We start from the raw sequence: 21,617 nt of genomic DNA, 5'->3' as shown, positions 1-21,617 counted from the left end.
TAATTACTTACTCGAACCAATGGGCTCGGGCGGCCATGATCAGCTTGCCGGCACGCTCTTCATCGATGCCGTCTATGTCGAGCAGATCGTCTATCGACTGCTCGGCCAGGTCTTCGCGGGTGATGACGCCCCGCACGGCCAACTCGACCGCCAGTTCTTTATCCATGCCTTCGAGTGCCAGCAAATCTTCAGCCGGCTGAGCGTCTGCAAGCTTCTCCTCGTTGGCGATGGCCTTGGTCAGCAGGCGATCTTTGGCCCGCGTACGCAGCTCATTGACGATGTCTTCGTCGAAGCCTTCGATGCCAAGCATTTCCTCCATGGGGACATAGGCAATCTCTTCGAGGGAGGTAAAGCCCTCTTCCACCAACACCTGAGCCAGCTCCTCATCGACGTCCAGCTCTTCGATAAAGTTGCGCAGGATGTCGCCGGTTTCCTCTTGCTGCTTGGCCTGGATGTCTGCTTCGGTCATGACATTCAGTGTCCAACCAGACAGCTGGCTGGCCAGACGCACGTTCTGACCACCACGACCGATCGCCTGTGCCAAATTGTCTTCGCCCACCGCGATGTCCATTGCATGGGCATCCTCGTCGACGATGATCGCTGCGACTTCAGCCGGGGCCATTGCATTGATGACGAACTGCGCCGGATTTTCGTCCCAAAGGACGATATCCACGCGCTCGCCGCCGATCTCACCGGAAACCGCCTGAACGCGCGAACCACGCATGCCGATACAGGCGCCCTGCGGATCGATGCGCTTGTCCTTGGAACGAACGGCAATCTTGGCGCGCGACCCCGGATCACGAGACGCACCCATGACCTCGATCAGCCCTTCGGCAATCTCTGGCACCTCGATACGGAACAGCTCGATCAGCATCTGCGGCGCAGTACGCGACAGGATCAGCTGCGGGCCACGGTTTTCAGTGCGAATTTCCTTGAGCAGCGCACGAACACGGGCACCGACACGGAAGGTCTCACGCGCAATGATGTCTTCGCGCGCCAACAACGCCTCAGCGTTGTTGCCCAGATCGACGATGACGCTGTCCCGCGTAACCTTCTTGACGGTACCGGAAATGATCTCGCCCAAACGATCACGGTAGGCTTCTACGACCTGCGCACGCTCGGCCTCGCGCACCTTCTGCACGATGACCTGCTTGGCAGTCTGAGCTGCAATACGCCCGAACTCGATGGATTCGATTTTCTCTTCGAAAACGTCACCAAGCTTGGCGTCCGGATTACGCGCCTGGGCCTGATCCAGCGCCAGCTGATGGGCAGGATCGTCAAAGTGTTCATCGTCAACGACGGTCCAGCGACGGAAGCTCTCGTAGCTGCCGTTCTGGCGATTGATTTCTACACGCAGATCAACTTCGTCTTCGTAGCGCTTCTTGGTAGCAGTGGCCAGAGCCAACTCCAGCGCTTCGAAGATCACACTAGCCGGTACGCCCTTTTCATTGGACACCGACTCCACAACCAGCAGTACTTCTTTGCTCATCGTACGCCTCGCCTTTCGCAATCCATTGGGGTCCGCGGGGATCCGCTCTCAGTCAAAACGGGGAACTATGTTGGCCTTATCGATCATGTCGATCGGCAGCAGGTATTCATGGTCGTCCACCAGCACCACGACGTCCTGCTCTTCAACCCCACGGAGAAGACCCTGGAAATTGCGCCTGCCCTCGAAGGGCGAGCGCAGCTTTATTTTTACTTGCTCACCGACATGGGCGGTGTACTGCTCAACAGTGAACAGTGGCCGATCCATTCCGGGAGAAGAGACCTCAAGGGTGTAATCCACACTGATTGGATCCTCCACATCGAGCACACCACTCAGTTGACGGCTGACCTTCTCGCAGTCGTCGACGAGGATGCCGTCGGCATGGTCGATATAGACCCGCAGCAGTGAATGCCGCCCCTGGGAAATAAACTCGATACCCCAGCACTGATAGCCAAGCGCCTCAACCACCGGGGCCAACAAGGCCTGCAACTGTTCTAGCTTGCTCGACATCGAAGTCCCTCGCGCATGCTGTACAAATGAAAAATGGGCGAAACGCCCATCCCTTTTGACCGCCTGTAAATGCCGGCGACCTGGCCTCAAGCTAATAAAAAGCCCCTGTACAGGGGCTCTTTATTGACTGGTTGCGGGGGCTGGATTTGAACCAACGACCTTCGGGTTATGAGCCCGACGAGCTACCAGACTGCTCCACCCCGCGTCAAACTGGGCACGAATTATACGACTCATGCCTTATACAGGTCAACCTAAACCCTTAAAACACAAGAAAGCCCGCACTAGGCGGGCCTGCTTGTTTGGTACCGAGGAGGGGACTCGAACCCCTACAGCCTATGGCCACTACCACCTCAAGGTAGCGTGTCTACCAATTCCACCACCTCGGCAAAAACCTTACCGCCCCTTCTCCACTTCAGGGAGGTCACTTGCAGTATCTGCTGGCTTACGCTCCTCGAGCACAGGCACATCTTCAACTGCGGGCTTGCTGACCGGAACTTCCAAAACCGCTGGATCCGGCAAACCTGCCTGGGACAACTGATCAGCCTGCTCTTTGGCGAAGAACGCCAAACCCAGACTGGTCACGAAAAAAACGCCGGCAAGTATAGCAGTAAGCCGACTCAAAAAGGTAGCAGAACCTTGGCTTCCGAAAACAGTTGCCGAAGCACCCGAACCGAAAGACGCACCAGCATCCGCACCCTTGCCCTGCTGCAGCAGCACCAGCGCAACAACACCAAGAGCAACCAGCAGATGCACCACAATCACAACAGTCTGCAACATCTGTTCAGTTCCCTGCGGCGCGACAGATCGCACCGAATTCATCCGCTTTCAGAGAGGCCCCACCAACCAACCCCCCATCAATATCTGCCATCGCGAACAGCTCGGCGGCGTTTTCCGCCTTCACACTGCCGCCGTATAGAAGCCTTACGCCCTCGGCGACACGGCGATCCAAACGCGACAACTGCTCCCGAATGGCAGCATGTACTTCCTGAGCCTGCTGAGGACTCGCCGTCAAGCCGGAGCCTATCGCCCACACCGGCTCATAAGCGATGACAGCCGAGTCAAAGGCAGCAATACCATGATCATCAATCACTTTCGCCAGCTGCCGCCCAACCACCTCAAGCGTCTTGCCCGCCTGACGCTCTTCGAGCGTTTCACCCAGGCACAACACAGGCTTCAAACCACCAGCCTGCGCCGCTGAAAACTTCTGACTTACCACCTCATCCGTCTCACCCAAAATCAGGCGACGCTCAGAGTGACCAACCAGCACCCACTCACAACCAGACTCAAGCAACTGATCGGCTGACACCTCACCGGTCAGCGCCCCAAAACCATTTTGCGCCGCACAATCCTGGGCGCCGACAGCAAATCCAGCACCATCGACAGCCCTCAGGACCTGACAGATATGCAAACAGGAGGGGAATACGGCAACCTCAACCGACGCAGGCAATTCCTGCGCACGGAGAGACCCGATCAGCTCTGCGACGCTAGCGCCGGTACCGTTCATCTTCCAGTTACCAGCAACCATGGCGCGACGCATGCTTTACCTCATCGGTCAAAGTGGGCGCAGATGTTACTCAACAGCAAACGCCCTGGCAAGCATGATCACGCACAAACTTCAGTCACGACTCTCGCGAGCTCTTCAGCCATGCCGCGCACCTGACTCTCGTCGTCGCCTTCAACCATGACCCGCACCAAAGGCTCAGTTCCAGACTTGCGCAGCAGAACCCGACCGCGCCCACCCATCCGACTGGTGACGCTATCACAAGCGGCTTGCACGTCTGGGTGAGAGATGGGATCGCGATCGCCGGAGAAGCGCACATTGATCAATACCTGAGGGCATTTGTGCCAAGCCAGCCGCTCCTGGGCCAGCGTCTGCTCACGGCGACGCAGTGCCAATACGACCTGAAGCGCGGCGATAATTGCGTCACCGGTGGTGGTGTGCTGCGCGCAGACGATATGGCCGGAGTTTTCACCACCTAGAATCCAGTTGCGCTCGAGCATATCGGCGATTACGTATCGATCACCCACCTTGGCCCGCGTGAACGGGATATCACGCGCCTTCAAGGCCAACTCAAGCCCGAGATTGCTCATCAAGGTGCCAACTACTCCTCCGCCAAGCCGATCGCGGTCCTGCAAATCAGTCGCGATAATGTAGAGCAGCTCATCGCCGTCGACCACAGCACCAGTATGGTCGACCATCATCACTCGATCACCATCACCATCGAAGGCGATACCCAGATCGGCACCATGATCGACGACAGCTTTCTGCAACTGTCCCACATGCGTGGACCCGACATCGGCGTTGATATTGAGCCCATCAGGCTGCGCGCCTATCACTATCACTTCAGCGCCCAATTCGCGAAACACGCTGGGCGCGACTTTGTAGGTGGCGCCGTGAGCACAATCGACCACTAGCTTCATACCGGAAAAATCGGTACTGGTCGGCACGCTGCTTTTGCAGAACTCGATGTAACGCCCCGCAGCATCATTGATTCGCGAAGCCTTGCCCAGCTGCGCCGACTCGACCACGGACATCGGCGTATCGATCAGCTCCTCAATCATCAGCTCCACCTCATCCGGAAGCTTGGTACCGCGACCAGAAAAGAACTTGATCCCGTTATCGTGATGGGGATTATGCGAAGCGCTGATGACAATGCCGGCTTCCGCGTGAAAGGTTCGCGTCAGATAAGCCACCGCAGGAGTGGGCATTGGCCCTAGCAATAGAACATCGGCACCTGCGGCCGATAGACCCGCTTGCAGCGCCGACTCGAACATGTAGCCCGAGATGCGCGTGTCTTTCCCAATCAGAATTCGACATTTACCCTGCTTGCGAAAGGCCATTCCAGCCGCCCAGCCCAGCTTGAGCATGAAATCGGGCGTAATGGGATACTGCCCGACGCGCCCACGAATGCCGTCAGTGCCAAAATATTTTCTACTCATGGTGCTTTCCCTTATTCCGCCGCCTGCACTGCAGCGATCATTCGAATCACATCAACTGTCTCAGCAACATCATGCACCCTGACGATCTGTGCACCCTTGCTCACAGCAAGCGCCGCTAGCGCCAGGCTGCCGTATAGGCGCTGCCCCACCGGGTGTCCCAGCACACCACCGATCATGCTCTTGCGTGAAACCCCTATGAGCAAAGGCCGATCAAAGCGGTGAAGCTCCTCCAGACGCCTGAAAAGACTGAGGTTATGCTCCAGCGTCTTGGCAAAGCCGAATCCGGGGTCCAAAACAATTCGCTCGGCCGGGATACCCGCCGCCACACAGACAGCCATGCGCTCGGCGAGAAACGCGCAGACCTCGCGAGAAATGTCGTCATAGTGTGGATCATTCTGCATATCACCGGGCTCTCCGCGCATGTGCATGAGGCACACAGGGAGCCCACTGTCGGCCGCGGCATCCAATGCTCCGTCGCGTCGCAGAGAACGCACATCATTGATCAAGCCAGCGCCCAGGCGAGCGCATTCGCGAATGACTGCTGGCGTAGAGGTGTCGACCGATACGATCACATCCAGCTCACGCGCAATAGTCTCGACAATTGGCGCGACCCGCTCTAACTCTTCGGTAGGCGATACCGAACGAGCCCCGGGGCGAGTGGACTCTCCACCCACATCAATCAGCGTAGCGCCCGCACCGACCATTGCCTGGGCGTGCCGCAATGCGGCGTCGCGCTCAGCAAAGCGACCACCATCGGAAAACGAATCGGGGGTGACATTGAGAATCCCCATCACATGGGGACGGGATAAATCGAGAACCCGACTGCCACAGACCAGTCGAGCGGGAGAAAATGAGTCGGTCATCTACGAGCCTTGAGCGTTCAGGCCGGACACCCGGAGCAGGCAATCCACGCCAGCTGCACCACCATGGCGCAACGGGGACGGACAATTTACACCAGAAGGGGCGCCTATGCGCCCCTTCTGGATATAACCGCCACATCACGTACCGATGAGAGCATCGGGCCTATTTACGCTCAATGCTCGCCCGCGGGGCCACCTATGGGCGCTTGCGGAAGGCTATCATCCGGGACCGCTGGCGTTCCCGACGTTCCTGAACCACCCTCCCAGTCCCGCGGCTCACGCGGTGGGCGCCCGGCCATGATGTCGTCGATCTGCGGCGCATCAATGGTTTCGTACTTCATCAACGCCTCAGCCATCGTATCGAGCTTGTCGCGATTGTCAGTCAGGATCTGCTTGGCAGTGCCATAGCAGTGATCAATGATGCTGCGAACTTCCTCATCAATCAGTCTTGCCGTCTCACCAGAAACGTTCGAGTGCTGACTGCCGGCGCTGCGGCCGAGGAAAACCTCGCCTTCTTCTTCGGCATACATCAACGGTCCGAGCTTTTCCGACAGGCCCCATTTAGTGACCATATTCCGAGCCAGCTGCGTTGCCCGCATGATGTCGTTCGACGCACCGGTAGTGACGCCCTCGAACCCCAGAGTCATTTCCTCAGCGATACGACCACCAAATAACGAACATATCTGACTGATCAGTGCGCGTTTCGAGAGACTGTAACGGTCTTCTTCCGGCAAGAACATGGTGACGCCGAGCGCCCGACCACGCGGAATGATAGACACCTTGTAAACGGGATCATGCTCAGGAACCACCCGACCAACGATGGCATGACCTGCCTCATGGTAAGCGGTATTGAGCTTCTCCTTCTCCGACATGACCATGGACTTGCGCTCGGCGCCCATCATGATCTTGTCTTTGGCTAGCTCGAACTCTTTCATCTCGACCACGCGCTTACCGGCACGGGCAGCAAACAGCGAAGCCTCGTTAACTAGGTTAGCCAAGTCGGCACCGGAGAAGCCCGGCGTACCGCGCGCAATAACGGCCGGAGCAACGTCTTCGCCCATGGGCACTTTGCGCATATGTACTTTGAGGATCTGCTCGCGACCACGGATATCCGGCAGGCCAACCACCACCTGACGGTCGAAGCGGCCCGGACGCAGCAAGGCAGGGTCGAGCACATCAGGACGGTTGGTGGCGGCGATCACGATAATGCCGTCGTTCATTTCGAAGCCATCCATCTCTACCAGCAACTGGTTGAGAGTCTGCTCACGCTCGTCGTGACCACCACCCATGCCCGCACCACGATGGCGGCCTACAGCATCGATCTCATCGATAAAGATGATGCAAGGCGCGTGTTTCTTGGCTTGCTCGAACATGTCACGCACACGGGATGCACCGACACCTACGAACATTTCCACAAAATCTGAACCGGAAATGGTGAAGAACGGCACCTTGGCTTCTCCAGCAACTGCCTTGGCCAAAAGAGTCTTACCGGTACCTGGCGAGCCAACCATCAGCACACCACGCGGGATGCGTCCGCCTAGGCGCTGAAACTTGCCCGGATCGCGCAGGAACTCGACCAACTCATGAACTTCTTCCTTTGCTTCGTCGCAACCTGCAACGTCAGCAAAGGTAGTCTTGACCTGATCCTCAGACAGCAGACGGGCCTTGCTCTTGCCGAAGCTCATCGGGCCGCCCTTGCCGCCAGCGCCACCCTGCATCTGCCGCATGAAGAACATGAACACGGCAATGATCACAAGGATCGGGAAGCTGGCAACGAGCAGCTGCGTCCAGATGCTTTGCTGCTCAGGCTGCTTGCCCTCTATCAGCACATTGTTATCGAGCAAGTCGCCAATCAAGCCATTGTCTTGAATAGCTGGCCGAATGGTCTTGAAGGTATCCCCCTCGCTGCGCTTACCGATGATGACAAAACCATCGACGGTAACGCGCTCGACCCGTCCCTCTTTGACCTGCTCGAGGAAGTCCGAGTAATTCAGCGTCTGGGGCTCGCTCGGGCTGGAAAAGTTGTTCATCACCGTGACCAGGACGGCGGCGATGATCAGCCACAGGATCAGGTTTTTTGCCATGTCGTTCAAATTAACTACCCTCTGGAGCAAACCCGTTGTCTTCAGGCCCGCATGACGGCCGATTGGTTGCTCGGCCTAACTTACTACACAACGCACTGGAACTGGCAGTCGGTCTGTAACCCTATGAAACAGCCTAGCCCTTGTGCCGCGGGGCCGTCCATTCGACTGAAGCCTGCCTTCATAGACCACGAAAGAGCCGTTTTGGCACCACCGGCCCAATCGGCTTGCACCGCCTGCGAAACCTCAAGCCATTACCACTACCGCATGGGGGAGCCACTCGCATAACCTGCCCTGCCAAGCCTGACTTTCCGACACCTGCCGCACCACGCCCGGACTCAGGCAAATGCCATGCTCCGACATATTATGATCAGGAAGTCTCTGGGACGGTGCTCCTCGCGCATAGCGAGACCCAACAACTCTGGACTGGAGAAGCATGAAACACGATTGAGTTGCAGCCTGCTGACTCATATTGGGGCCATATCCAAAAACACAAGGCCGGCCACACTGGCAGTTACAACAAGGGTCTGCAGACACCTCACCTACGAAATAACCAACGAGGTGAAAGGATCACACCGGTAACGTCTATGCGCAAAGGATATCAGAAGCAATGGATCACCCCTGCTGCCAATGAGCCGACGTTGCACTGTCGGCCGTGTCAAGCTGCTGCCCGATCTGTGCGGCCTCGCACCTCTCAGTTACACTAACAGCCGTTTTTCAAGGGTTCTGACGCAAGGGTCGAAATATGCCGCTCACAAACGAGCAGAAGAAACAGTACAAGTCCATCGGCCACCACCTGAAACCGGTTCTGATCGTAGCCGAAAACGGGCTGACCGAAGGTGTTCAAGCAGAACTTGAGCGAGCACTGAATGATCACGAGCTCATCAAGATCCAGTTCCGTCTCACCGAACGTGAAGACCGTCGCGCACTGATGGAAGAGCTGTGCAAGATCGGCAAGTGCGATCTGGTACAAGCGATCGGCAAAATGGCACTGGTATACCGCAAGAACCCAAAAGTGAACAAACAGCTATCGAACGTTCACCGCTTCCAGGCTTGAGATCGTGCGGCAGGTCGAGCCTGCCGCACCTCTTAACGCTCGCTTCCCGGAGCCGGCTGCAGCACCAGCATCAACCCGCAAAGCGCCATGGCCAGAAAACTGAAACTGGCCCAGTAGAGCGATTCGAACCAGCCCGCTCGCATCAGCAGCTGACTGCCTGCGAGCAGGATCACCGTCAGCAACAGCTGACCCCGAACGTCACGCCACAAGCCGCGCAGACCAGTCACCTGGATCAGCACCAGCACCTGCAGTGCACCACAAAACGCAGCAAAGCCGACGAGCAATGGCCGCAGACTGCCCGCGATTTCCTCGACCAGCAATGGTGCAAGACCGATGCGCGCAAGCGCAGGCAGCACCATAAACTGCAGCAACCACAGGCCACCGACCCAGAACGTCTGGGCCAGTTGCCAGGTGATGATGCCAGCCCGCGCGGGCTGCCGGTCAGAGATGGCGGACTTCGACAATCTCGTACTCGATCACGCCGCTGGGCGTCTTGACGGCCACAACGTCGCCTTCTTCCTTGCCAATCAGTGCGCGCGCAATCGGTGAACTCACCGACAGCTTGCCTTGCTTGATATTCGCCTCATCGTCGCCGACGATCTGGTAGGTCACTCGCTCATCTGTCTCGACATTGGCGATTTCCACGGTGGTTCCGAAAATCACCTTGCCAGTGTGAGCAATGGTGGTGACGTCGATGATTACCGCATTCTGCAGACGCCCTTCGATATCGCGGATACGCGCCTCGACCATGCCCTGCTGTTCGCGCGCAGCGTGGTACTCGGCGTTCTCCTTAAGGTCACCGAGCTCACGCGCGGTGCCGATATCCTGGCTGAGCTTAGGGCGCACCACCTTGGTCAAGTGCGCATGCTCTTCTTCCAGGGCGCGCGCGCCCTGGATGGTCATTGGGTATTTAGTCATGCGTTGATTCCTGCATGCAGGTCCTGCAGCCGGCGCACGGTCTTCTCGGGACCGAATTTCAGCGCCTCACAGATCGCCTGCCCCGCCGCGATGGTGGTGGTGCAGTAGATCTTGTGCTGCAGAGCGTTACGACGAATGGAGTAGGAGTCAGCAATCGACTGACGGCCCTCGGTGGTATTGATGATCAGGGTGACTTCGTCATTCTTGATCATGTCGACCACATGCGGACGGCCCTCGGTCACCTTGTTGACGCGACGCACAGGTAAACCCGCCGCTTCGATCAGCTTGGCGGTACCAGCAGTGGCCACCACCTCAAAGCCCAGCTCGATCAAGTCACGCGCAACGCCCGCCACCAAGGGCTTGTCGTCATCACGCACACTGATAAAAGCCACACCGGCATTCGGCAGAATTTCACTGGCGCCCGACTGGGCCTTGGCAAAGGCTTCACCGAAGGTATCGCCCACGCCCATCACTTCACCAGTGGACTTCATTTCTGGGCCGAGGATGGGGTCGACGCCTGGGAACTTGGCGAACGGGAACACAGCTTCCTTGACGCTGAAGTACGGCGGGATGATTTCGGCGCTGTAACCCGCTTCTTCGAGTGTTTTGCCGGCCATGACACGCGCGGCCACCTTGGCCAGCGAGACGCCAACGCACTTGGAGACAAACGGCACGGTACGCGAAGCACGCGGGTTCACTTCGATGACGAAGATGTCCTCACCCTGCACGGCCATCTGCACGTTCATCAGGCCGACAACATTGAGCTCCAAGGCCATTTTCTTGACCTGATCGCGGATCTCGTCCTGGATATGCATCGGCAGCGAGTACGGCGGCAGCGAGCAGGCGGAGTCACCGGAGTGCACGCCGGCCTGTTCGATGTGCTGCATGATCGCGCCGATCACTACGGTTTCGCCGTCGCACACCGCATCCACGTCCACTTCGATGGCGCAATTGAGGAAGTGGTCGAGCAGCACCGGGCTGTCGTTGGAGACTTTTACCGCTTCGCGCATGTAACGCTTTAGCTCGTCTTCCTGGTAGACAATTTCCATTGCACGACCGCCCAGTACATAGGACGGACGCACCACCAGCGGGTAACCGATGGTCTTGGAGTGAGCCAGGGCTTCTTCTTCACTACGCGCGGTGGCGTTGGCCGGCTGGCGCAGACCAAGGCGCTGAACCATCTGCTGGAAGCGCTCACGGTCTTCGGCGCGATCGATGGCGTCCGGGCTGGTACCGATGATAGGCACGCCAGCTTCCTCCAGGGCGCGGCAGATCTTCAGCGGGGTCTGGCCGCCGTACTGCACGATCACACCCTTGGGCTGCTCGACGCGGACGATTTCCAGTACGTCTTCCAGGGTCACCGGCTCGAAGTACAGGCGGTCGGAGGTATCGTAGTCGGTGGAGACGGTTTCCGGGTTGCAGTTGACCATGATGGTCTCGTAGCCGTCTTCACGCAGCGCCAGCGCCGCATGTACGCAGCAGTAGTCGAACTCGATGCCCTGGCCAATACGGTTCGGGCCGCCACCGAGAATCATGACCTTGTCGCGGCTCGACGGATTGGCTTCGCACTCTTCCTCGTAGGTCGAGTACATGTAGGCGGTGTCAGTAGCGAACTCGGCAGCGCAGGTGTCGACGCGCTTGTACACCGGCAGCACCTTGAGTTTGTGACGGTGGCTGCGCAGGTTCTTCTCGGTCACACCCAGCAGCTTGGCCAGGCGAATGTCGGAGAAGCCTTTGCGCTTGAGTGTGTACATCGAGTCGCGATCAATACTGGACAGCGCCAGGGTCTTGATGCGCTCTTCGTCCTTGATCAGGTCTTCGATCTGAACCAGGAACCACTCATCGATATTGGTCAGCGCGAAGACATCAGCCACGGTTTTACCCGCACGGAAGGCATCGGCGATATACCAGATACGGTCAGCGCTGGGCACGGTCAGTTCGCGGCGCAGGGTGCTCTCGGCTTCAGGATCGGCCAGATCGAGTTTCTCATCGAAACCAGCCACACCCACTTCCAGACCGCGCAGGGCTTTCTGCAGGGATTCCTGGAAGGTACGGCCGATGGCCATGACCTCACCGACCGATTTCATCTGCGTAGTCAGGCGGGCGTCGGCCTTCGGGAATTTCTCAAAGGCGAAACGCGGGATCTTGGTCACTACGTAATCGATGGCCGGCTCGAACGATGCCGGGGTGCGGCCGCCAGTGATGTCATTGCTCAGCTCGTCGAGGGTGTAACCCACCGCCAGCTTGGCGGCGATCTTAGCGATCGGGAAGCCGGTAGCCTTGGAAGCCAGCGCCGAGGAACGCGATACGCGTGGGTTCATCTCGATCACGACCATACGGCCGGTGTTCGGGCAGATGCCGAACTGCACGTTGGAGCCGCCGGTTTCCACGCCGATCTCACGCAGCACCGCGAGCGATGCGTTACGCAGGATCTGGTATTCCTTGTCGGTCAGGGTTTGCGCCGGGGCAACGGTGATCGAGTCGCCGGTGTGCACGCCCATCGGGTCGAAGTTTTCGATGGCGCAGACGATGATGCAGTTGTCCTTCTTGTCGCGGACCACCTCCATCTCGTATTCCTTCCAGCCGATCAGAGACTCGTCGATCAGCAGTTCGCTGGTCGGCGACAGATCGAGGCCGCGAGCGCAGATCTCTTCGAACTCTTCACGATTGTAAGCAATGCCGCCACCGGTGCCGCCCATGGTGAACGACGGGCGAATGATGCAGGGGAAGCCGACCTTCTCGAGCACACCGTAGGCTTCATCCATATTGTGGGCAATGCCGGAAACCGGGCAGGCAAGGCCAATGTTCTTCATCGCCTTATCGAAGCGCGAGCGGTCTTCAGCCTTGTCGATGGTATCGGCGTTCGCACCGATCATTTCTACGCCGAATTTTTCCAGAACGCCGTGCTTTTCCAGGTCCAGCGCACAGTTCAGCGCGGTCTGGCCACCCATGGTCGGCAGCAGTGCATCGGGCCGCTCCTTCTCGATGATCTTGGCCACGGTGGCCCACTTGATCGGCTCGATATAGGTGGCGTCGGCCATCGACGGGTCGGTCATGATGGTGGCCGGGTTGGAGTTCACCAGGATGACACGGAAGCCTTCCTCTTTCAGAGCCTTGCACGCCTGAGCACCGGAGTAATCGAACTCGCAGGCCTGGCCGATGACGATGGGGCCAGCGCCGAGGATGAGGATGCTTTTGATATCTGTACGTTTTGGCATTTTCTTACTCTCGAATCCTTTAGTCAGTCGACTGGCTTAGCGGCGCTTGGCCATGGCTTCGATGAAACGGTCGAACAGCGGCGCGACATCGTGCGGGCCAGGACTAGCTTCGGGATGACCCTGGAAGCTGAAAGCAACCTTGTCGGTGCGCTCGATGCCCTGCAGGGTGCCATCGAACAGCGACTTGTGTGTCGCACGCACATTGGCCGGCAGACTAGCTTCGTCCACGGCAAAGCCGTGGTTCTGACTGGTGATCATCACCACACCGGTCTTCAGATCCTGAACCGGGTGGTTCGCACCGTGGTGGCCGTTGGGCATCTTCACGGTCGTGGCGCCGGAGGCGAGCGCCAGCAACTGGTGACCAAGGCAGATGCCGAACACCGGAATGTCGGTTTCGAGCACTTGCTGGATCGCCTTGATCGCGTAGTCGCAAGGCTCGGGGTCACCCGGACCGTTGGCCAGGAAGATACCGTCCGGGTTCAGCGCCAGGGCTTCGCTGGCAGGCGTCTGTGCCGGAAGCACGGTGACGCGGCAACCGCGGGCGACCAGCATGCGCAGGATGTTGTACTTCACGCCGTAGTCGAAGGCGACGACATGGTAGGGCAGCTCGCTGGCGGGAATCTCGGCATGGCCGTCATCCTTCAGGCACCAGACACTGGAGCGCCACTCGTAACGCTCCTTGACGCTGACTTCCTTCGCCAGATCCATGCCCTTGAGGCCGGGGAAGCTGCGCGCCAGCTCCAGCGCTTTCTCTTCTGTCGCGTCGCTACCAGCCAGGATGCAGCCGTTCTGCGCACCCTTCTCACGCAGGATACGGGTCAGGCGACGAGTATCGATGCCGGCGATGGCAACGGTGCCATTGGCCTTGAGGTAGTCAGGCAGGGGTTGCTTGTCGCGCCAGTTGCTGGAAATCAGCGGCAGGTCGCGAATAACCAGACCCGCAGCCCAGACTTTCCAGGACTCGGCATCCTCCGGCGTGGTACCCGTGTTGCCGACATGAGGATAGGTCAGGGTTACGATCTGCTTGGCGTAGGAAGGATCGGTGAGGATTTCCTGATAGCCGGTCATGGCGGTGTTGAACACCACCTCACCAATGGTTTGCCCATCGGCGCCGATGGATTCGCCGCGAAAGATGCTGCCATCGGCAAGAGCCAGAATGGCTGGCGTAAGGGCTGGCTTAGTCAAGAGACCTCCCGTAGATCAAGGCTGGAGCAGACGCAGATTGTAAAAAAGCGGGATGACGTGTGAAGGTCATCCCGCTTTTTATTTGATTCATTTCTGCGCAACTTTTAGTGGACACACTAAAGCGAGAAGCTTACAGAAAACCCTATTTCGGGTCCAGCCAAAATGCCCGACAAGCGCACCCGAAGCGGGCACACCCTCCCTGCCTGACAGAAAAACTCATTTCAGACCAAGCACATCCTGCATATCGTAGAGGCCGGCCGGCTTATCTTGCAGCCATAGCGCAGCACGCACCGCCCCCTTGGCGAAGGTCATGCGACTGGAAGCTTTATGCGTAATTTCCACGCGCTCACCGTCCGCCGCGAACAGCACGGTGTGGTCGCCGACCACATCGCCAGCGCGTACGGTGGCGAAGCCAATGGTGTCGCGCTGACGTGCACCAGTCTGCCCTTCACGCCCATACACGGCCACTTTTTCCAAGTCACGCCCCAACGCCTCGGCGACCACTTCGCCCATGCGCAGCGCGGTACCCGAGGGTGCGTCCACTTTGTGCCGGTGATGCGCCTCGATGATCTCGATATCTACTTCGTCGCCCAGCACCCGCGCTGCCGTATCCAGTAGCTTGAGGCACAGATTGACCCCAACACTGAAGTTGGCGGCAAAGACGATCGGAATATCCTTGGCCGCGATAGCCAGCCGCTCCTTCTCTTCCGGCGAAAAACCGGTAGTGCCGATCACCATCGCCCTGCCTGCCCGACGGCAAACCTCGAGATTCTTCAGGGTCACCGACGGGTGGGTGAAGTCGATCAGCACGTCGAATTCGTCGACCGCCCTGGCGAGCTCACCGGTTAGCGGCACACCGAGACGACCAATGGCGGCCAGTTCACCGGCATCGGCACCCACCAAGGTGCTGTCCGGGCGATCGATAGCAGCGGTCAGGCCAGCGGCACCGCCGGTCTGCTGCACTGCTTCGATCAAGGTCTTGCCCATACGCCCGGCGGCGCCGGTCACTGCAATACGTCGCATTCAATCAGCTCCAGGCTGCAGGCCGCAGGTGACAGGCGAGGCTGAAAGCCGGTCGCCTATTACCCGCAGGCCAGTGTCATACATCACCGAAAAAGCGCTTCACACCTTCGAACCAGCCACTGGCCTTGGGTGAGTGGGAGGTGTCACCCTGCAGGGTGCCGCGAAACTCCTCGAGCATCTCACGCTGACGCTTGCTCAGGTTGACCGGCGTCTCCACCGCGACCCGACACAGCAGATCGCCCGCCGCACCACCGCGCACCGGCGCGACCCCCTTGCCACGCAAGCGGAACTGCTTGCCGGTCTGGGTACCTTCAGGAATCTTCAGTTTGACGCGGCCATCCAGCGTCGGCACTTCCAGCTCGCCACCCAACGCGGCATCGGCAAAGCTGATCGGCACTTCGCAATACAAATGTTTGCCATCGCGCTGGAAGATCGCGTGCTCGCGCACATTGACCACCACATACAGATCGCCGGCCGGGCCACCCTGAGTGCCCGCCTCGCCTTCGCCAGACAGACGAATGCGATCACCGGTATCGACACCCGGCGGCACCTTGACCGAGAGTGTCTTCTGCTCCTCCACGCGCCCCTGCCCATGGCAGCTGCCGCACGGATCGGAAATCATCTTGCCGCTGCCGTGGCAGCGCGGGCAGGTCTGCTGTACCGAGAAGAAACCCTGCTGCATGCGCACCTGGCCGATACCGCCACAGGTGGTACAGGTCACCGGGCTGGTGCCCTTCTTCGCACCGGAGCCATCGCAGGTCTTGCACTCAACCAGCGTCGGCACGCGGATAGTCACGGTGGTGCCGCGCACCGCCTCTTCCAAGTCGAGTTCGAGCGTGTAGCGCAGATCGCTGCCACGCTGCGCGCCGCCACGACCGCCGCCGCGGCCGCCACTGAAGAAATCGCTGAACACGTCGCCGAAGATATCGGAGAAGTTCGCACCACCATAACCGGCACCGGCCGCGCCAGCACCCATCTGCGGATCGACACCGGCGTGGCCGTACTGATCGTAGGCAGCCCGTTTGCTCGGATCGGAGAGTACTTCGTAGGCCTCATTGGCCTCCTTGAAGGCGTCCTCAGCCGCCTTGTCCCCCGGATTGCGGTCCGGGTGATGCTTCATCGCAAGGCGCCGGTAAGCTTTTTTCAGCTCCGCCTCGCTAACGCCGCGCTCGACGCCCAGCACCTCATAAAAATCGCGTTTGGCCATAACTATCCTGAACCCTCAATTTCATGCCTTCCAGACACGCCGACGCGGGAGCAAGCCCCCGCGCAGCGGTCGGGCCCGTCCGGACAACACCGGAACGGGCTGGAACGGAAGCAAGCCAGGGCTTACTTGTTGTCCTTGACCTCTTCGAACTCGGCGTCGACCACGTCGTCGCCCGGCTTGGCCTGCTCGTCTGCCGGCTGACCTTCACCACCCTGAGGCTGTTCGGCGTACATCTTCTGCGCAACAGGCGTGGATGCTTGGGAAACCGCAGCAATCTTGGCTTCGATCTCGGCCTTGTCATCGCCCTTGATGGCAACTTCCAGCTCGCCAAGCGCCTTCTCGATTGCCGCCTTGTCATCGTCACTGGCCTTGTCGCCAGCCTCGACCAGCATCTTGCGAGTGGCATGCACCAGTTGGTCACCCTGATTGCGCGCAGTCGCGAGTTCCTCGAACTTGCGGTCTTCCTCGGCATTGGCCTCGGCGTCGCGCACCATCTGCTCAATTTCCTCCTCGGACAGACCCGAGTTGGCCTTGATCACGATGGACTGCTGCTTACCGGTAGCCTTGTCTTTGGCGGACACATGCAGAATGCCGTTTGCGTCGATGTCGAAAGTGACCTCGATCTGCGGCATGCCACGCGGCGCCGGTGGAATCTCGGCCAGGTCGAAGCGCCCCAGCGACTTGTTCTGCGTAGCCTGCTTGCGCTCGCCCTGCAGCACGTGAATGGTCACGGCGCTCTGGTTGTCGTCAGCAGTAGAGAACACCTGAGACTTCTTGGTCGGAATGGTGGTGTTCTTCTCGATCAGCGGAGTCATCACGCCGCCGAGAGTCTCGATACCCAGGGTCAGCGGGGAAACGTCAAGCAGCAGCACGTCCTTGACGTCACCTGCCAGAACAGCGCCCTGAATGGCGGCGCCCATGGCTACGGCTTCGTCCGGGTTGACGTCCTTGCGCGCTTCCTTGCCGAAGAACTCGGCGACCTTCTGCTGCACCAGCGGCATACGGGTCTGGCCACCGACCAGGATCACGTCGTCGATCTTCGATACGTCGACACCGGCATCCTTCAGCGCGATGCGGCAAGGCTCGATGGTGCGCTGCACCAGGTCTTCGACCAGCGCTTCCAGCTTCGCGCGGGAGATTTTCACGTTCAGGTGCTTAGGACCGGACGCATCGGCAGTGATGTACGGCAGGTTGACGTCGGTCTGCTGACTGGAGGACAGCTCGATCTTCGCCTTCTCAGCCGCTTCCTTCAGGCGCTGCATCGCCAGCGGGTCACCCTTGAGGTTCATGCCGCTTTCTTTCTTGAACTCGTCGACGAGGTAGTCGATCAGGCGAATGTCGAAGTCCTCACCACCGAGGAAGGTGTCGCCGTTGGTAGCCAGCACCTCGAACTGGTGCTCACCATCGACTTCAGCGATCTCGATCACTGACACGTCGAAGGTACCGCCACCCAGGTCATAGACGATCACGGTGTGGTCGCCCTTGGCCTTGTCCATGCCGTAGGCCAGCGCGGCCGCGGTCGGTTCGTTGATGATGCGCTTGACGTCCAGACCAGCGATGCGGCCGGCATCCTTGGTGGCCTGGCGCTGGCTGTCGTTGAAGTAGGCCGGCACGGTGATCACCGCTTCGGTCACTGGCTCACCGAGATAGTCCTCGGCGGTCTTTTTCATCTTCTTCAGGATTTCAGCAGAGATCTGCGGCGGCGCCATTTTCTGGCCATTCACCTCGACCCAGGCGTCGCTGTTGTCTGCCTTGACGATCTTGTAAGGGACCATCTGGATGTCTTTCTGCACGACTTCTTCGTCGAAGCGACGACCGATCAGACGCTTGACTGCGTACAGAGTGTTGTGTGGATTGGTCACCGCCTGACGCTTGGCCGACTGACCGACCAGAATTTCGCCATCGTTCGCATATGCGACGATCGACGGCGTAGTACGGCCGCCCTCGGCATTTTCAATAACCTTGGCTTTACCGTTTTCCAAAATCGAGACGCAGGAGTTGGTGGTTCCCAGGTCGATACCAATGATCTTGCCCATTTAATTCGCTCTCCAAATTTCGATTGGTCCGCGCCTGTTTTACCGGCTGCGGGTAACACAAAAACGCTTGGCTACCAGATGGGGGTCGGCAACCGAATTTCAAGCCTTCTCATCAATCGAAGGCGGCGCATCGGCCGGTGCTTTGCTGACAACGACCATTGCCGGACGCAGCAGGCGACCGTTGAGCAGATAGCCCTTCTGAAACACCTTGAGCACGCTGCCCGGCTCGACATGGGTGCTTTCTTCCATGGCCATGGCCTGGTGATGCTCAGGGTTGAACGGCTCGCCATGCGGATCGAGCTGCTCGAGCTGGTGACGGGCCAGTGTGTCCTGCAGCAGCTTGAGGGTCAGCTGGACGCCCTCGCGCATCGGCTTGACCGCCTCATCGTCCGGACTCGATAGCTCGAGGCCACGCTCCAGACTGTCGGCGACGGCCAGAAGATCGCCAGCAAACTTCTCCAGTGCGAACTTGTGCGCCTTTTCCACATCCTGCTCGGCACGCCGACGAATGTTCTGCAGCTCCGCCGCCACACGCAGGGACTGGTCCTGCGCTGCGGCCAACTGCTCTTCCAGCGACTGCACGCGGGCCGCCAGATCCTCGGCTGCGTCCGCATCCGAATGCTCAGGCGTTTCCGGGTTCTGGTTATCCAGGTTCTGCTCGTCAGCCATGGGTCCTCCTCTCTATACGATCAGCGGGCAGCAAACCCGCGCTTGTGCCGCTATATGGGGGCGCGAAAACTGGCTTCAAGGGCTATGGCTGACGGGCAACGCAGGAAATGACGAACCGTAGTACCAAGCGACCGCTCACGCTCATCCCGCAACGCTTGTAGTTGCCACAGAAACCACTGTATAAATACCCAGGCAAGCAACTCAGGAGCCTCACATGCTGGTTCATCTGTCGGTACACAACTACGCCATCGTCGAGCACCTTGACCTCGAGCTCAAACGCGGCATGAGCGTTATCAGCGGGGAAACAGGCGCCGGCAAGTCCATCATGCTTGACGCCCTCGGCCTGACCCTGGGCGATCGTACCGACAGTAGCGTTGTGCGCATTGGCGCCGACAAGGCCGACATCCTCGCCAGCTTCGATCTGGACGACATTCCCGATGCGCGGGCGTGGCTCGCCGAGCGCGATATGGAAAATGACGGGGCCTGCATCCTGCGCCGTGTAATCACCGCAGAGGGCCGCTCTCGCGGCTACATCAACGGCACACCGTGCCCCCAGGGCGACCTCAAAGCACTCGGTGAGCTGCTGATCGATATTCATAGCCAGCACGAGCATCAGTCCCTGCTGAAGACCGACACCCATCGTCGCCTGCTCGATGAGTACAGCGGCAGTCAAGAACTTGCGCGACAAGTGCAGTTAGCCGCGCAACGCTGGAGGCAGACCCGCCAAACACTGGAGCGACTGAGCAATAGTGGCGACGAACAACGCGCACGCCACCAGCTGCTCAGCTACCAACTGGAAGAGCTGGAAAACCTCTCCCTGGGCGAGAACGAACTGGAGCAACTGGAGCACGAACACAAGAACCTGGCCAACGCCGAACAACTGCTCGGCGCCTGCCGTCAGGTCATGGAGTTGTGCAGCGAGAGCGATGCCGGCAATGTGCTTTCAGCGCTAACCGGCAGCCTACAGCGCCTGACCGCCTTCCAGGACCAACCCCAAGCCCTTAGCGAAGCGGTCAACTTGCTGGCAAGCGCGCAGATTCAGGTGGAAGAAGCCATCGGCGAACTCAACCGCTTCGTCGATCATTTCGACGCCGATCCCGAGCGCCAGCAAACGCTGGAGGAGCGCTTGGACACCATCTACACGCTGGCCCGCAAGCATCGGGTGCAGCCAGCGGCACTGCCGGGCCTGCACCAGCAACTGCTGGAAGAACTCGAAGGACTCAATGCCAACGACGAAGCGGTCGAGCGACTTGGTGAAGAGCTAGCAGCGTACGCACGACACTACGAAGAGAAAGCCGGCGAACTCAGCCTCAACCGCCAGGCAGCAGCGGATCGGCTGGCACGCGCAGTAGAGGTGGAACTTCAACGCTTGGGCATGCCAGGCGGCCGATTCAGCGTGCAGCTCAAGCCAGCCGTAGAAGGAGAACTGATGCCGTACGGCTTGGAGCTAGTGGAGTTTCTGGTCAGCGCCAACCCGGGCCAACCGCTGCGTCCGCTGGCCAAGGTCGCTTCGGGCGGGGAGCTGTCGCGCATCAGTTTGGCTATTCAGGTCATCACCGCGCAGACATCCCGCGTGCCGACACTGGTCTTCGATGAAGTCGATGTCGGCATTGGCGGCCCCACTGCAGAGGTCGTCGGGCAATTGCTGCGCCGCCTGGGCGAGCGCGGCCAGGTACTGACCGTAACTCACCTGCCACAGGTGGCCGCACAAGGCCATCACCACCTGTTCGTACACAAAGCCCGCGGCGCCGACGAAACGCGTACGGCGGTCACCGAACTCGATCAGGCCGGCCGTATCGAGGAAATTGCGCGCATGCTCGGCGGCGTCGACCTGACCGAACAGTCGCTGGCGCACGCTCGGCAGATGGTCACCTCCGCTCAAGCCTGACGGCCTAAAAAAGACATGAAAAAGGCGGCCGTGGCCGCCTTTTTCATGTACTTCAGATCAGTCTTTCTTGCGCACGTAGAGCACCAGATTGTGATCCACCAGCTCGTAGCCGTGGCGTTTGACGATCTCTTTCTGCAGTTTTTCGATCTCGGGATCGAAAAACTCGATGACATCGCCACTATCGACGCAGACCATGTGGTCGTGGTGCCCGCCATCGGCCAGCTCGAAGACGGCATGACCACCATCGAAGTTGTGCCGAACTACCAGACCGGCCGCCTCGAATTGTGTCAGCACGCGATAGACCGTTGCCAGACCGACATCTTCACCCGCCTCCATCAACGCCTTGTAAACGTCTTCGGCGCTCATGTGGCGGCGGTCCGTCGTATCCAGCATCTGCAGGATCTTGACCCGCGGCAGAGTTACTTTGAGACCAGCTTTACGTAGTTCGCTATTTTCAACCATGGTGGGCTTTCTCGCTGCTGCTGTTTCGCAGCCTCCTTCAATACGGGTATGATCCGGGTTCTTTGCCCAGCCAAGAT

18 protein-coding genes and 2 tRNA genes are annotated in these 21,617 nt (G+C 59.3%); 2 read left to right on the top strand and 18 right to left on the bottom strand.

Going from position 1 to position 21,617, the window contains the following annotated elements; genetic code table 11:
• Positions 1–7 precede the first annotated feature (7 nt).
• The 9 genes from nusA to ftsH all read right to left on the bottom strand — a co-directional run bounded on the left by nusA (position 8) and on the right by ftsH (position 7,880).
• Positions 8–1,489 (bottom strand): transcription termination factor NusA, encoded by a 1,482-nt coding sequence (gene nusA / locus AAEZ08_RS19070; protein ID WP_003280890.1) that lies wholly within the window; start codon positions 1,487–1,489, stop codon positions 8–10.
• 48 nt (positions 1,490–1,537) lie between these two features.
• A complete protein-coding gene (gene rimP, locus AAEZ08_RS19065; RefSeq protein WP_058065518.1) occupies positions 1,538–1,996 on the bottom strand; it encodes a ribosome maturation factor RimP in 459 nt (152 codons plus the stop codon).
• A 128-nt stretch (positions 1,997–2,124) separates the two neighbouring features.
• Positions 2,125–2,201: transfer RNA gene (locus tag AAEZ08_RS19060), tRNA-Met, on the bottom strand.
• Positions 2,202–2,296: 95 nt separating this feature from the next.
• A tRNA-Leu gene (locus AAEZ08_RS19055) sits at positions 2,297–2,382 on the bottom strand.
• A 7-nt stretch (positions 2,383–2,389) separates the two neighbouring features.
• Positions 2,390–2,773 (bottom strand): preprotein translocase subunit SecG, encoded by a 384-nt coding sequence (secG, locus tag AAEZ08_RS19050; RefSeq protein WP_500124932.1) that lies wholly within the window; start codon positions 2,771–2,773, stop codon positions 2,390–2,392.
• A 4-nt stretch (positions 2,774–2,777) separates the two neighbouring features.
• Positions 2,778–3,533, bottom strand: a complete 756-nt coding sequence (gene tpiA / locus AAEZ08_RS19045; protein ID WP_500124931.1) for a triose-phosphate isomerase — start codon at positions 3,531–3,533, stop codon at positions 2,778–2,780.
• A gap of 65 nt (positions 3,534–3,598) precedes the next feature.
• Positions 3,599–4,936, bottom strand: a complete 1,338-nt coding sequence (glmM, locus tag AAEZ08_RS19040; RefSeq protein ID WP_500124930.1) for a phosphoglucosamine mutase — start codon at positions 4,934–4,936, stop codon at positions 3,599–3,601.
• A gap of 11 nt (positions 4,937–4,947) precedes the next feature.
• Positions 4,948–5,799: a dihydropteroate synthase gene (gene folP / locus AAEZ08_RS19035; protein WP_500124929.1), complete on the bottom strand. Its 852-nt coding sequence runs from the start codon at positions 5,797–5,799 to the stop codon at positions 4,948–4,950.
• 170 nt (positions 5,800–5,969) lie between these two features.
• Positions 5,970–7,880, bottom strand: a complete 1,911-nt coding sequence (gene ftsH, locus AAEZ08_RS19030) for an ATP-dependent zinc metalloprotease FtsH (protein WP_003280881.1) — start codon at positions 7,878–7,880, stop codon at positions 5,970–5,972.
• 742 nt (positions 7,881–8,622) lie between these two features.
• Here ftsH and AAEZ08_RS19025 point away from each other — a divergent pair.
• Positions 8,623–8,934 carry a YhbY family RNA-binding protein gene (locus AAEZ08_RS19025; protein WP_003280880.1) on the top strand — a complete coding sequence of 104 codons (312 nt, stop codon included), beginning with the start codon at positions 8,623–8,625 and terminating at the stop codon, positions 8,932–8,934.
• A gap of 32 nt (positions 8,935–8,966) precedes the next feature.
• On the opposite strand, the gene AAEZ08_RS19020 is transcribed toward AAEZ08_RS19025, so the two are convergent.
• The 8 genes from AAEZ08_RS19020 to grpE form a co-directional block, all read right to left on the bottom strand.
• The gene (locus AAEZ08_RS19020) at positions 8,967–9,398 is read right to left on the bottom strand and encodes a hypothetical protein (RefSeq protein WP_003280879.1); all 432 of its coding nucleotides are present in this window, start codon (positions 9,396–9,398) and stop codon (positions 8,967–8,969) included.
• Entirely contained in the window at positions 9,376–9,852 is a 477-nt protein-coding gene (gene greA / locus AAEZ08_RS19015; protein WP_003280877.1) for a transcription elongation factor GreA, read from the bottom strand. The genes AAEZ08_RS19020 and greA overlap by 23 nt, the downstream gene beginning before the upstream one ends.
• The gene (carB, locus tag AAEZ08_RS19010; protein WP_003280876.1) at positions 9,849–13,070 is read right to left on the bottom strand and encodes a carbamoyl-phosphate synthase large subunit; all 3,222 of its coding nucleotides are present in this window, start codon (positions 13,068–13,070) and stop codon (positions 9,849–9,851) included. Before carB ends, greA begins: the two co-directional genes overlap by 4 nt.
• Positions 13,071–13,106: 36 nt before the next feature.
• A complete protein-coding gene (gene carA / locus AAEZ08_RS19005) occupies positions 13,107–14,255 on the bottom strand; it encodes a glutamine-hydrolyzing carbamoyl-phosphate synthase small subunit (RefSeq protein WP_003280874.1) in 1,149 nt (382 codons plus the stop codon).
• A 216-nt stretch (positions 14,256–14,471) separates the two neighbouring features.
• The gene (dapB, locus tag AAEZ08_RS19000) at positions 14,472–15,278 is read right to left on the bottom strand and encodes a 4-hydroxy-tetrahydrodipicolinate reductase (protein WP_003280873.1); all 807 of its coding nucleotides are present in this window, start codon (positions 15,276–15,278) and stop codon (positions 14,472–14,474) included.
• A gap of 76 nt (positions 15,279–15,354) precedes the next feature.
• Positions 15,355–16,485, bottom strand: a complete 1,131-nt coding sequence (gene dnaJ / locus AAEZ08_RS18995; protein ID WP_003280872.1) for a molecular chaperone DnaJ — start codon at positions 16,483–16,485, stop codon at positions 15,355–15,357.
• A 122-nt stretch (positions 16,486–16,607) separates the two neighbouring features.
• A complete protein-coding gene (gene dnaK, locus AAEZ08_RS18990; RefSeq protein ID WP_058065524.1) occupies positions 16,608–18,521 on the bottom strand; it encodes a molecular chaperone DnaK in 1,914 nt (637 codons plus the stop codon).
• A gap of 99 nt (positions 18,522–18,620) precedes the next feature.
• Positions 18,621–19,190: a nucleotide exchange factor GrpE gene (gene grpE / locus AAEZ08_RS18985; protein WP_500124928.1), complete on the bottom strand. Its 570-nt coding sequence runs from the start codon at positions 19,188–19,190 to the stop codon at positions 18,621–18,623.
• 214 nt (positions 19,191–19,404) lie between these two features.
• Between grpE and recN the strand changes: the two genes are divergently transcribed.
• Positions 19,405–21,078 (top strand): DNA repair protein RecN, encoded by a 1,674-nt coding sequence (recN, locus tag AAEZ08_RS18980; protein WP_500124927.1) that lies wholly within the window; start codon positions 19,405–19,407, stop codon positions 21,076–21,078.
• Positions 21,079–21,135: 57 nt separating this feature from the next.
• Here recN and fur read toward each other — a convergent pair whose 3' ends face one another.
• Complete coding sequence (gene fur, locus AAEZ08_RS18975; protein WP_003280866.1) at positions 21,136–21,540, bottom strand: ferric iron uptake transcriptional regulator; 405 nt, start codon at positions 21,538–21,540, stop codon at positions 21,136–21,138.
• Positions 21,541–21,617 lie beyond the last annotated feature (77 nt).

The sequence above is a fragment of the Pseudomonas sp. E45-MNA-CIBAN-0222 genome (assembly GCF_040310405.1).
Taxonomy (GTDB): Bacteria; Pseudomonadota; Gammaproteobacteria; order Pseudomonadales; family Pseudomonadaceae; genus Stutzerimonas; species Stutzerimonas stutzeri_AC.
The sequence above is the reverse complement of the archived record's forward strand: the minus strand, read 5'-3'. Positions and strand labels throughout refer to the sequence as shown.